This window comes from Vibrio sp. K4 (assembly GCF_051122595.1).
GTDB lineage: Bacteria > Pseudomonadota > Gammaproteobacteria > Enterobacterales > Vibrionaceae > Vibrio > Vibrio owensii.
In genome coordinates this window covers 830,782-842,930 of record NZ_CP178577.1, presented here as the reverse complement: position 1 = coordinate 842,930, position 12,149 = coordinate 830,782, and the positions used below count along the sequence as shown (strand labels likewise).

The 12,149-nt window shown below is 43.5% G+C and carries 11 protein-coding genes; 4 read left to right on the top strand and 7 right to left on the bottom strand.

All coding sequences use genetic code 11. The annotated features are described in order from the left end of the window. Window positions 1-64 precede the first annotated feature (64 nt). The 3 genes from ACLIIY_RS03935 to ACLIIY_RS03925 all read right to left on the bottom strand — a co-directional run bounded on the left by ACLIIY_RS03935 (window position 65) and on the right by ACLIIY_RS03925 (window position 1,918). A complete protein-coding gene (locus ACLIIY_RS03935; RefSeq protein ID WP_434528138.1) occupies window positions 65-412 on the bottom strand; it encodes a hypothetical protein in 348 nt (115 codons plus the stop codon). 68 nt (window positions 413-480) lie between these two features. Then, entirely contained in the window at window positions 481-834 is a 354-nt protein-coding gene (locus ACLIIY_RS03930) for a hypothetical protein (RefSeq protein WP_041058036.1), read from the bottom strand. 10 nt (window positions 835-844) lie between these two features. Then, the gene (locus ACLIIY_RS03925) at window positions 845-1,918 is read right to left on the bottom strand and encodes a hypothetical protein (protein WP_038896046.1); all 1,074 of its coding nucleotides are present in this window, start codon (window positions 1,916-1,918) and stop codon (window positions 845-847) included. Window positions 1,919-2,262: 344 nt separating this feature from the next. Between ACLIIY_RS03925 and ACLIIY_RS03920 the strand changes: the two genes are divergently transcribed. Continuing rightward, a complete protein-coding gene (locus tag ACLIIY_RS03920) occupies window positions 2,263-3,069 on the top strand; it encodes a hypothetical protein (protein WP_038897685.1) in 807 nt (268 codons plus the stop codon). An 85-nt stretch (window positions 3,070-3,154) separates the two neighbouring features. Here ACLIIY_RS03920 and fadR read toward each other — a convergent pair whose 3' ends face one another. Further along, entirely contained in the window at window positions 3,155-3,994 is an 840-nt protein-coding gene (gene fadR / locus ACLIIY_RS03915; protein WP_005439619.1) for a fatty acid metabolism transcriptional regulator FadR, read from the bottom strand. 639 nt (window positions 3,995-4,633) lie between these two features. Between fadR and nhaB the strand changes: the two genes are divergently transcribed. Then, a complete protein-coding gene (gene nhaB / locus ACLIIY_RS03910) occupies window positions 4,634-6,220 on the top strand; it encodes a Na(+)/H(+) antiporter NhaB (RefSeq protein ID WP_005439621.1) in 1,587 nt (528 codons plus the stop codon). Between the two features lie 86 nt (window positions 6,221-6,306). Then, window positions 6,307-6,843, top strand: a complete 537-nt coding sequence (gene dsbB, locus ACLIIY_RS03905) for a disulfide bond formation protein DsbB (protein ID WP_032802976.1) — start codon at window positions 6,307-6,309, stop codon at window positions 6,841-6,843. Window positions 6,844-6,926: 83 nt separating this feature from the next. On the opposite strand, the gene ACLIIY_RS03900 is transcribed toward dsbB, so the two are convergent. After that, entirely contained in the window at window positions 6,927-7,535 is a 609-nt protein-coding gene (locus ACLIIY_RS03900; RefSeq protein WP_434528137.1) for an SEC-C metal-binding domain-containing protein, read from the bottom strand. Window positions 7,536-7,691: 156 nt separating this feature from the next. Between ACLIIY_RS03900 and dusC the strand changes: the two genes are divergently transcribed. Continuing rightward, entirely contained in the window at window positions 7,692-8,651 is a 960-nt protein-coding gene (gene dusC, locus ACLIIY_RS03895; RefSeq protein ID WP_434528136.1) for a tRNA dihydrouridine(16) synthase DusC, read from the top strand. Between the two features lie 68 nt (window positions 8,652-8,719). On the opposite strand, the gene ACLIIY_RS03890 is transcribed toward dusC, so the two are convergent. Both ACLIIY_RS03890 and malZ read right to left on the bottom strand, forming a co-directional pair. Further along, complete coding sequence (locus ACLIIY_RS03890; protein WP_434528135.1) at window positions 8,720-10,180, bottom strand: GGDEF domain-containing protein; 1,461 nt, start codon at window positions 10,178-10,180, stop codon at window positions 8,720-8,722. Window positions 10,181-10,295: 115 nt separating this feature from the next. Further along, a complete protein-coding gene (malZ, locus tag ACLIIY_RS03885; protein WP_434528134.1) occupies window positions 10,296-12,122 on the bottom strand; it encodes a maltodextrin glucosidase in 1,827 nt (608 codons plus the stop codon). Window positions 12,123-12,149 lie beyond the last annotated feature (27 nt).

Genomic DNA, 12,149 nt, shown 5'->3' with positions numbered 1-12,149 from the left:
TCTTCGCATAATAGAAAGGCTTAACTAGTTCAGTTAAGCCTTTTTTACAAAGAGAGAAAATTACTTAGTGCAACCTATACTCTTCCGGCCCCCAAGTAATGATCGCACCACACACAAGGAAAAGCACAAAGCTGATGCTTACAACATACGCAAGTACTCTATCAAACGTTGTTGCGTATTTTAGTATTAGTTGGTCATCCACAAGTGATACTTTGGCTGGCTTTCCTCGCATCAATACTGATGTGTACATCGGAAATCTAAAACCCCACCCATTGCTGTCCCAACCAATAGGGTCATGACCATCCCGCAACATTTTTTTCTCAATCCGCTTTACCGATATACGAATAAAAAGCAAGGTACTCACTAGCCAAGTGCATCCAATAATCATGTTTACAATATCAAAATAAAACACTTTGCTCCCTAGAGCAGGATTTGGCCTTTCAATTAGGCTTGTACTCACCGTTCTACAGAGCCCTGCGCTTAACTGGTTTTCACTCTGTACTCTTCAGGCCCCAACCCCATTACTGCTCCCAAAGCAAGTGCCATCACGAAGCTTATTGTGACAATATACGCAAGCACTCGGTCAAAGACTGTCGCATACTTTAGAATAAGTTTGTCTTCTACCAGCGACACTTTCGCTGGTTTACCTCGCATCAACACTGAGGCGTACATAGGAAATCTAAAACCCCACCCATTTCTGTCCCAGCCAATTGGATCGTGACCATCCTGCAATATTTTTGTCTCAATCCGCTTTGCTGATACACGAATAAAAACCAATGTGCTCAGTAACCATGTCCAACCAACAATCATCACTATAAGATCGAAATAAAACACAATTACTCCTTTAAAACCAATTTACTTTAGAGCTAGTTTCATAGGTTTTTTCTGCTAAACCTTGCCCAAACCAATCACCCATTTTTGCAGCCGCATAACCAGCCCCTAACCCAACACCAATAAGTACTACAATACCCAGTGGCCCCGCTGCTAACGCAATCCCCATACCTGCCGTTACAACTTTTGCGGTCGTCCATGCCCCTGCAGCGTTACTCGCTCCGAAGCCTGCGACTTCCATCACCGCTTTTTTTTGCCAATCTTTACCATTACTCTTCGCATTGCGAACGTTGTTGAATCTAACACTTGCATCTATGGCAATAATCTTTTTTCCAATAACATCAGAGCCAACCTCTAGTGCTCTAACAGAACGTATATTGGCAAGAGATGTGAGTTGAAGCTTACTTGAGTTCCTGCCGCTTTTAGCTATGTTTATTCCTCGTTCAGGGTTACTCCAGATATTGCCTTTACTACTCTTAACTCGACCTGAGTAATGAGTCAGTTCTTTTAGAAACTGCTTGTTTAAAGAGTCATGTGCGTACTTAACTTTGTTGCCTAGCTTCAGAAGTTCAGTTTTCTTGGCTCCACTTTTAGCAGCAAGTCGTACATTGATCAGCGCATTCTGATAGCTGAGCAACGCTTTACCAAAGTTACTCATCCTAGCCTGTTTTTCATTGATCGCGGTTGCCGCAGCTCCAGCGGCGGTGTATTCATCCAACTTTCCGCCCATAACGGTATTAGTTGCATCTAGGAACGGCTTAATTTCTTTTTCATAGATGTATGCTATTGCCTGTAAGTTTTCATCGCCAAATTCGCTAGAAAGGTGGGCCACATTTCTTTTCGTTTCCTGAGACCAACTCTTCACTGTGTCAAGAGCGCATGCAATATCTGGTCTATCATTCCTAATTTTCTCTACGGAATTAGACGAATTATTACTTAGAATGAACGGAGTCCCGGCAGGGATAAAGGTGCCGAGTATATGCGGATTATCTTTTCTAAACTGGCTGTAGGCTGTTTTGTTTTTGACATCTACAGGTAACTTTGACTTTGGTGTTGTACTAAAGCAAATTTCAAACGCGTTGGACAAAGTAATTCCCTCTATTATTCACATAAACAACCCATAGCATATACAAATAGATCATCATTTAGCCTATCGGCATTGTGACTTGAATCGAGGGTTCCTGAGCAATTAAATGCAATTAGAAAACTTTGCGACTTTAGAACTAGCACTAATTTCATCCAATCAGGAAAGGTATAAACAACTGCGATGTAATTTGACCAAATTCACACTTTTGGGGAGATTACGCACCAAATTCGTACAGCTTCTTTTTCTAACCAAAAGTAAGTCATTGTTTTAAAAAACTTTAAGTATTGGCATCAAAACTGCTCTTTCATAGTTGCTAGGTCAAAAGCACTAACAAGGAGTTGGTTATGTTTGTTTTGATTTCTACTTTGATCTCAATTGCCATTCTGGCAGGGATCTATCACTTGGCTGCGAAGCGAGAAAAGCAACATGCTCGCAAATATCAATTGCTCACCTTATTACGCGATGTGGTTCACCTACTGCGCCGTCACCGAGCGGTGACCCACTACTCTATCCAATACCAACAACATCATGAAAAAGAGATAGAGCAAATTCATCAGGAGTTAGGTTATAAACTGCATCAGCTCGTAGAAACTTCTCGCTTTGAGAACAAACCCATGTATCGCGTGCTGCAAATCAAAATCGATAAGTTGATGGAGCAATGGCAGGACAACACAGTAGCGCGGAATCAGATGGAGCATGGCAAACTGATCCGTCATAGTTTGTTCTTAATGGATGAAGTTACCATCGCATGGCTCGCTATTGCCCAGAGAGACGAGTTACATGACGAGTACCATATGAACTGGCAAACCGTGATTGATAGCTTAGAAACGCTGACACAGCTCCGTATCAGCATTCAAGACATGCAAGACAGAGGTGGGCCTGAACGGATGAGAAATTACGCCTCGGTAATGATTAGAAGGCTTAATCAATTGGCAGTAATTAGCCCCTTGAGCGTTGCCTCTCCGATGTCTGCTAGGTCGATTCAATCCCTAAATGAATATATAGAAGGTGAAATACTGTCACTGAGTGAAGAGGAGTTATACGACATTACCTCTGACTTGTCCCTTACTGTGTTCAATACCTATGACCAGATGCTATCAGACATCATTGAGACCCTTTACCTACCATTACCCAGACTGTCCTTAGCCTAAATCGAGCTTCGGAAAAGCAAACACAAAAAAACCGCAGGGTGATACCTGCGGTTTTTATATGAAATCGTTAGACTTCAACAATCGATTAGCTGTCGTCTTCTGTAAAGTTCGTTGGCAGCTGTTGTTTCATCTCATTCCAGATTTGCGCACTTTCCATACCGTAATGACGAATCACCACTGGAAGTTGCTCACGCTGGCCTGTTTCACAGGTTTCTAGAAGCTGGCGGTAGAAGCGCAGTGCTAAATCACGTGATGCAGGGTTTGAGAAGTAGTAACTACCTACACGGTCGTATAGTTTTCTCAAGCCATTAAAAATCAAACCGTAGATCTGGTTACCTGAGTGGAACGCCAAACGTTGGAACAGCATGTAGTCGTAGAAGTTGAACGTCTTAGCAATCAGAATTTCCTGACGCTTCGCTTCATCCTTCTCGTTGTCTTCTTTCACACTTTGCAGAATCTTGTCTGCGTATGGAGATGCTGCAATAAAGTCATCCCATGAAGGTGCTTTCACTAGCGCTTCACATGAGTCGATAACATTTTGAATAGTACGCTCAGACGCCTCTTTATTCGCTTTAAACGCGTAACGCATAAAGATTGGGCTAATGTTAGTACGTGCAGCAAGCAAATCTTCCACAATGTTCGTTGCGTTATCAACATCAAGTGTCATTAGTGTATCCAAAATATGCAGACCTGACGTCTCCATGAATTGGTTCACTTTCGTTGGCTTACCGTGCTGGATGGTCAACCAACCGTCGCGCGCAAGGCGCTGAAGCACTTCACGTAAAGTCGTACGGGTAACACCAATAAGTTCAGATAGCTCACGTTCAGCGGGTAATATTGAGCCAGGTGGAAAACGGCCGTTCCAAATGCTCTCGATTATGTACTTTTCTGCGAAACCCGCAGGGCTTTTAGCCTTAATGACCATTCTGTTTTTATCCAATATTGATTTCTAAGGGTCGATGCGACTCATCATACCACTACTTAACGATTTGCGAAAATTAACGATCAACAAATGAAACGAAATCTCAATATAGAGTTAATACTCTACATATATCCTTAATTTAAAACCCTAATCACTTGGAACCAAACGCGCAAAATTTATATTTTGCAAAAATTGGAACAGCCACAAACTCACGGAAAATAAAGCCTACCCCGTCACATTTTTCTGCTCAAAATATGCAAAATAAATTTGTGTTTTACGATTAATATTCTTTCTTAATTTATCTTTTCTCGTAATTGACTTTGTTTTAAATTCCAAGGTGATTTTTTTTAATCTTTTCGTGGTATAGTAACGCCGTTTTGATCGCGTTATTACAAATAAAAAGCAGTTTTAGTCGGCAGCATCACGTTTTGTTATTGACTATAAAATGCCGAGGTGTAGAGTTGCGGTCGAAAGTGAGCGGTGCTTAAGTTCAGGGGAAGTAACTTGGCAAGACTACAGTAAAACAATGGATTGTTGTTTTTCTAAGTTATTGTTTTAAAAGACTAGATAATAAGTCTAACAAACAGATACTTAAGCACTATTGTAGTGTCTATTCATAATTTTGTTATAAAGAGAATTATCATGCCGATGTCGCTCGGAAATGCCTTTATCAAGAACTTCCTTGGTAAAGCGCCTGATTGGTACAAAGTTGCCATTATAGCCTTCCTAATTATTAACCCGATTGTATTCTTCCTAATTGACCCATTTGTTGCAGGTTGGTTGCTAGTAGCGGAATTTATTTTCACGCTAGCAATGGCGCTGAAGTGTTACCCACTTCAACCCGGCGGTTTGCTTGCAATTGAAGCGGTTGCTATCGGTATGACCAGCCCTGCACAGGTGAAGCACGAGCTGGTAGCGAATATCGAAGTACTTCTACTGTTGGTATTCATGGTTGCGGGTATCTACTTTATGAAACAGCTTCTGCTGTTCATTTTTACAAAGATCCTGCTTGGTATTCGTTCGAAAACGTTACTTTCACTCGCATTCTGTTTCGCAGCGGCGTTTTTGTCAGCATTCTTGGACGCGCTGACCGTTATTGCCGTTGTAATCAGTGTTGCAGTTGGTTTCTACTCGATTTACCACAAAGTGGCTTCTGGAAACCCTATCGGTGACCACGACCACACTCAAGATGACACCATCACTGAGCTAACGCGTGATGACCTAGAGAACTACCGCGCATTCCTACGTTCATTGTTAATGCACGCAGGTGTTGGTACAGCACTAGGTGGCGTTACTACCATGGTTGGTGAACCGCAGAACTTGATCATCGCTGACCAAGCGGGCTGGTTCTTTGGTGAGTTCTTGATTCGTATGTCTCCAGTAACTTTGCCAGTATTCATCTGTGGCTTGATCACGTGTGCGGTTGTAGAGAAGCTAAAAGTGTTTGGCTACGGTGCTCAACTGCCTGATAACGTTCGCCAAATCCTAGTCGATTTCGACCGTGAAGAGCGCAAGACTCGTACTAACCAAGACGTAGCGAAACTTTGGGTTCAAAGCCTTATCGCTGTTTGGTTGATTGCCGCACTTGCACTTCACTTAGCAGCTGTTGGCCTGATTGGTCTTTCTGTAATTATCCTAGCGACTTCGTTTACTGGTGTTATCGAAGAGCACTCGATGGGTAAAGCGTTTGAAGAGGCTCTGCCATTTACAGCACTACTTGCAGTATTCTTTGCGGTGGTTGCCGTTATCATCGACCAAGAGCTATTCAAACCTGTTATCGATGCAGTACTTGCTGTTGAAGATAAGGGCGCTCAACTTGCTCTGTTCTATGTTGCTAACGGTCTGCTTTCGATGGTTTCGGATAACGTATTCGTGGGCACAGTTTACATTAACGAAGTGAAGACAGCGCTTATTGAAGGCCTTATCACTCGTGAACAGTTCGACCTACTAGCCGTTGCAATCAACACAGGTACTAACCTACCTTCAGTTGCAACGCCAAACGGCCAAGCTGCGTTCCTATTCCTACTGACATCAGCACTAGCACCTTTGATTCGTCTATCATACGGTCGCATGGTTATCATGGCGCTTCCTTACACGGTTGTATTAGCGCTTGTTGGCTTGATGGGCATCATGTTCTTCCTAGAACCAGCAACAGCATTCTTCTACGATGCGGGCTGGATTGTGCCAAGTAGTGGTGATCTAACTCCAGTTGTGTCAGGTGGGCACTAAAAATTTGAGTTGATTAGGAAACTTATCCAAGTTAAAAAGCTCTGAGTAATCAGAGCTTTTTTATATTTTCAGACAGGATTGTAACCGTGAGTATTTTTGCATCACTTAACCAGTTTTCGAAGGGACGCTTATCTTGGCTCCTACTCCTTTTGGCCATCGTCTTTTTTGAAGCTTGTGCCCTATTCTTTCAACACGTCATGATGCTAGCACCGTGTGTTATGTGTATTTATGAACGTGTCGCTATGATGGGAATTGGTGTCGCGGCCATGATTGGTCTTGTTGCACCAAACAACCCTCTCGTGCGCTGGATAGCGTTAGCTGCATGGGGAGCAAGTGCTTATAAAGGTTTGATGCTGGCGATGCAGCACGTCGACTATCAGTTCAACCCATCACCGTTCGCAACGTGTGATTTATTCGTTACTTTCCCAAGCTGGGCACCACTTAACCAATGGGCGCCTTGGATGTTCGAAGCGTATGGCGACTGTGCGAAGATTGTTTGGCAATTCTTTGGCCTTTCAATGCCTCAGTGGTTAGTTGTCATCTTCGCAGGTAACTTGGTTGCACTTGCGTTCATTGTGATTGCTCAGTTCTTTAGTGGTAAGCGCAAAAATCCAATTCAGTAATCGGTAATAACTTTTCACGCTTAATACCGACCAAGTAGATCAAAAAAGCCGACCATAAGGTCGGCTTTTTATTTATATTGCAATTACTTACCGCAACACTGTTTGAACTTCTTACCACTTTCACAAGGACAAGGGTCGTTACGGCCAACGTCTTTAAACGGGTTCAAGCTCTTTGATTTTTTGCCTACCATCAACTCATCAGCACCAAGCGCGACTTCGTTAATCATGAGATCAAGTTGATCAACAAAATCGGCTAACGCTGGCGGGTTCTCAATACCTACATCACGCATTTGCTGTTGCGTTTGCTCTTCATCAATCGCCAACATCATGGTGGTCAATAATGCTTGCAACATACGCTCTAGACCATCGTTGAGCACAACATCGTGCCATTGCTCTTCAATCATTGGCCACACAGACATGAAGCCTTCAGCAAAGTCTGCTAGTTGCTCTGCATCACCATTAGTCAGCGCAAGAATCGAGTACTCATTACGCAGAATGTAGTTATGTTGTTTGTGAATCTGCTCTTCAACAGCTGGCTGAGTGGCTTTAAAACCTTCACCAAGTAGTGGCTCTAGCCAGCTTTCTGGTGTTAGCGGTTTTGTCATCAGGTTTGCAGCAAATACTGCACCTTCCAAAAACAGTGAAGATTCGTCTAGCTGAACTTCACCTTTCTCAATTAATGTGTATTGCATGACATCTGGTTTCCCATGAATTTGGCGGCATTATACCCTAGAGTTAATAAGATGCTAGTTGATGTAGCTCGATGCTGATGAGTCTTTTAATGACAAACTTCACTCACATCGCTACAATCGCCCTCCTTTTTACCACCAAACTGTATTAGGCAAGCTATGCGAGTTGTATTAGGCCCGATGGAAGGCGTTTTGGACCATTTGATGCGCCAAATCCTGACCGAGATAAACGACTATGATCTGTGTGTGACAGAATTTGTTCGAGTGATCGATCAGCTGTTACCTGATCACGTATTCCATCGTCTGTGCCCTGAGCTTCTTCAAGACTCACAAACTGCATCTGGCGTACCTGTTCACGTACAGTTACTTGGTCAAGAACCAAATTGGATGGCAGAAAACGCAATCAAAGCCGCTGAGCTTGGTGCGCGCGGTATCGACCTTAACTTCGGCTGCCCGGCTCGCTTGGTGAACAAGAGTAAAGGTGGCGCGGCACTTCTTCAACATCCAGAACTGATTCATAACGTGGTAAAAGCATGTCGTGACGCTGTTCCAAACGATATTCCTGTTAGCGCTAAAATTCGTCTCGGATGGGAAAACCCTGAAGACTGTTTTGAGATTGTTGATGCCATTCAATCTGCTGGGGCAAACGAACTGACGGTCCATGCCCGTACAAAACAAGGCGGCTACAAAGCCTCTGAAATCAAGTGGGAATACATCACCCAAATCCGTGAACGCTTTGACATTCCATTAATTGCGAATGGTGAAATTTGGAACTACGAAGATGGTCAACGCTGTATTGAAACCACAGGCGTTGATTCCCTGATGGTGTGTCGCGGTGCATTCAATATTCCAAATCTGGGTAATATGGTGAAATACAACCATAAGCCAATGGTTTGGGCAGAAGTCGTAGAGCTACTGATTTACTACTCTCAGTTTGAAATGAAAGGTGACAAAGGTTTGTATTATCCGAACCGCGTAAAACAGTGGTTCTCTTACTTACGCCAAGCTTACCCAGAAGCAAATGATCTGTTCCGCGAGATCCGCACGTTCAACAAAGCGGCACCAATCGTTGAACACATTCAGCGTTATCGTGACGAGTTGCAGTCTCGCGTCGCGTAAAAGCAAGTTAAAGCAGTTTTAAAGATCAAAAAAGGGCGATGAATTCGCCCTTTTGTTTTATCTACTACTTAGTAGCAAATCTTGTTCTTACCGGTGCTCTTTGCTTCATAGAGCTTTTCATCGGCCACTTTGAACAGTTCGTCAAAGCTTTCTAATTGAGAAGAAGACTTGAACTCGACACCGCCTGATACTGTAAAACCACCAGCAACCACCCTTTTCGAGTTTTTACTAATCGCACTTCTTACACGCTCCAATATACGTAGCATGCTTTCGAAATCTTCATCGTAGATGGCAAGAACAAACTCTTCGCCACCAAAACGCGATGCCACATCTGAATGACGAATATTGTCACGAATACACTTAGCCACAAGACGAATTGCATCATCACCGACATCATGCCCATAGGTATCGTTAATCGCTTTAAAATCATCGATATCAAAAACGGCAAGCGCGACGTGCTTCTTGGTCATTTTGTTGCGCCATACCGCTTGCATGCCACGTCGATTGAGTAAACCCGTCATCGGGTCTTTCGCCGCCAACTCTTTGAAATAACGGCGCTCTGTTTGAGTATTGACTAAGAATAGAGCAACGGTACTCAACACATAGATAAAGAATGCAACCGCAACGCTGTATTTCTCGAACGCCAAAAGATTCTTGAACTCGCTCCACAGTTTGTATTCGTAATAAATGCTGTGGTCAGCACTTAAACGGTCGTGCTCCACAGGTTGAATTCGCATTGCGTTTTGAGGTATCGGCGTGACGTTAGAAATGATATGCAGCTTACCCGCGAGATTCTCATTGGTCTTAAGTAGTTCATCGACATCAAAATCAATGGATAGAACCCCTTGATGAACGGCCTTCTCATAAATAGGTACTGTCAAGCTGATGACTTGACCATCACGACGAGCCAGCATTGGCGCAGGACCTGACATGGTGACTTTTACGGTTTCTTGAGCTGTCTTTTGCCAAAATGGCCGCGCTTTTAGCGTATTCCATAGCTCTTGGGAAAAGTTTTCAGCATAGGTATCTGGCGATGAGATAACGTAGCCACGCTGGTCGATATAGTGGATACCTATAATGTGCGATTCAATATCGTGCAAAAACGACAATGACGGCGCAAAACCCGCTTTCTTTTCTGCCAAATTAAACAGAGCGGAACCTTGCTCACATAATTCTTTTTGACCAACAATCATGTAATCCAGTTCGACCGCAGGTAAGCCTCCCGAATGTTTGTTTTCTAAGAGCAATACGTCAATGGGCCATACGTAACACATGCCATTTCTTATCATATGGTTGTGTTCTTGAAACAAAGGATGGGCTGGATTTGAATAATTAACAAAGCTGTAGTCTAAAGCGGTAAGCACTTTAATCGCTCGGTTCAGCGCACGATCAATCTGCGCATACTCCAACGTGATGTAACGATTCATCGCATCGTAATAGTTCTTCGCAGTCACGATCATAACTGCGACAAACAAAAATAGCGGGAAGAAGATGACAAACTTGAGGCTAAATCGCCTTTTATTACCCATTGAACACCATTGGCTTTTTAATAATTTCAGCCCTTCGAAAGTACTGACTACCGAAGGGCTATTTATAGTTTTTCACTTATGTATTCATAAATTTTAATAAATAAGGCATCAGGTGTCACTTCACTTGCCATATTTTGCAGTTCAATGCTGGGATATTGACAGAAAAATGACGTTCAGCCATCTCGACTTCACCTTTGTCTAATATTTGATGCAAGTGTGTTGCATTTAAGCCAAGTTGCCATAAAGGCAGGTTAACATTTTGTTCGTATTTACTTAGGTTAAATGCCACAACTATTGTTTCTTCTTTCCATTGTCGAGCGTATACCATCACCTGCTCATCACAGTGAAGCCATTGCAGACTACCGGACTGTAGTGCCTTGTATTGCTTGCGAATTCTTATCCAGTCACGATACAAAGGCAGCCACTCAGACTCGGTAACCTGATCCCACGGGAAGCAACGGCGGTTGTCAGGATCAAGCCCACCTTCCAATCCCACTTCACTCCCGTAATACAGGCAAGGCGTACCGATGTAAGTCATGAGTAAAGCCAGTGCGATTCGCATTTTTTCTTTATCGCCGTGCAAAAGCGTCAGAAATCGGGCGGTATCATGACTATCTAGCTGATTAAGCTGAGACAATTGGTTGGCAAAAGGGACTTTAGCTCGCGCCTCATCCATCCACTCTTTAAAATCTAACGCATCGATGTCAATTGGGTCATACATGATGTCTTGCTTAGCAATCAGAGCACGGACTGGATGAGCAAAACCGTAATAGTTCATTGCGCCATCTTCTTGCCCACCTTGTAACCATTGTGTTGCCTCAAAGAAATGCTCACCTAACACATAAGCATTAGGGTTGACCGCCTTGGTTGCTTTACGGAACGCTTCCACATAGTGTGCATTGTTTTTTGCGCCATCGCCTTCACCCAACATATGAATAACGTCAAAGCGCCAACCATCGACTGAATATGGTGGTTTGAGCCAGTGTTTAATCACCGCCTCTTCACCTTGGTAGATATGATCGCGAACTCGTTCGTTCTCAAAGTTTAGAACCGGTAAATTGCCAATGCCTTTCCAGCCAATGTATTTGTTGGTTTGTCCCTCGAAGAAGTAATAGTCGCGAAAGTCCGAGTCCGGATTACCATAAGCCCCCTGACCTTCTTGTTTAATATCGAACCATGGATGATGAACGGACGTGTGGTTAAATACGGCATCCAAAACGATCTTCATCTGCTTGCCACGAATTTGCTCACACAGCTGCGCAAACTGTTCGTTAGTGCCAAACATAGGATCAATATTAAGGTAGTCTTTCGTATCGTACTTATGGTTGCTTGGCGCCGTGAAAATAGGATTGAAATACAACGCCGTCACGCCTAAGTCATCTAAGTAATCGAGTTTCTGTTCAACGCCTTTCAAATCGCCGCCGAAGAACTCGCGCGCGCCCGTATTTTGATGAGAACCTACCGCCTCTCCCCAAGATTTCACCATGGTATCTGGGTCGTATTGCGCGTAGGCATTTCGAATTGCTTGCTCATCTTGGCTAGCTGCAAAACGGTCTGGGAAGATTTGATAGAAGACTTGTTCTTGCACCCAGCTCGGTGGTTGAGACTGCGTGTTCAGCTTAAAGTGGAATTCTTTTGGTGGCATACGTTTATGTACACCTCGCCCATCCAACCAAAGTTGCTGATTGCCTTTGATGAGTTTAAATACGTAATGAGTGACATCACGATCTCGGTTCGCCGCGAACTGTGCTTGCCATAGTTGAAGCTCACCAGCCTTGCCGCAAGGTAGCATTTCAATCAGATATTCTTCGTTGTCAGGTTCACAGCGTACGTGCACGCTATCAAACTCAACGTTTTCAGTTTTCAGAGTGACGGTCAGCAGTTCACCATCAAATACAAGGCCATCTTCAGTCTGGCTATGGAATATAAATGGAAGGGTCATGGTAAGTGCTCTTAGTATTGGAATATT

What these genes read in the sequence shown, in the direction of transcription:
- ACLIIY_RS03920 (WP_038897685.1), top strand. Translation starts at nt 2,263, where the DNA reads ATGTTTGTTTTGATTTCTACTTTGATCTCAATTGCCATTCTGGCAGGG.
- fadR (WP_005439619.1), bottom strand. Translation starts at nt 3,994, where the DNA reads ATGGTCATTAAGGCTAAAAGCCCTGCGGGTTTCGCAGAAAAGTACATA.
- nhaB (WP_005439621.1), top strand. Translation starts at nt 4,634, where the DNA reads ATGCCGATGTCGCTCGGAAATGCCTTTATCAAGAACTTCCTTGGTAAA.
- ACLIIY_RS03900 (WP_434528137.1), bottom strand. Translation starts at nt 7,535, where the DNA reads ATGCAATACACATTAATTGAGAAAGGTGAAGTTCAGCTAGACGAATCT.
- dusC (WP_434528136.1), top strand. Translation starts at nt 7,692, where the DNA reads ATGCGAGTTGTATTAGGCCCGATGGAAGGCGTTTTGGACCATTTGATG.
- ACLIIY_RS03890 (WP_434528135.1), bottom strand. Translation starts at nt 10,180, where the DNA reads ATGGGTAATAAAAGGCGATTTAGCCTCAAGTTTGTCATCTTCTTCCCG.
- malZ (WP_434528134.1), bottom strand. Translation starts at nt 12,122, where the DNA reads ATGACCCTTCCATTTATATTCCATAGCCAGACTGAAGATGGCCTTGTA.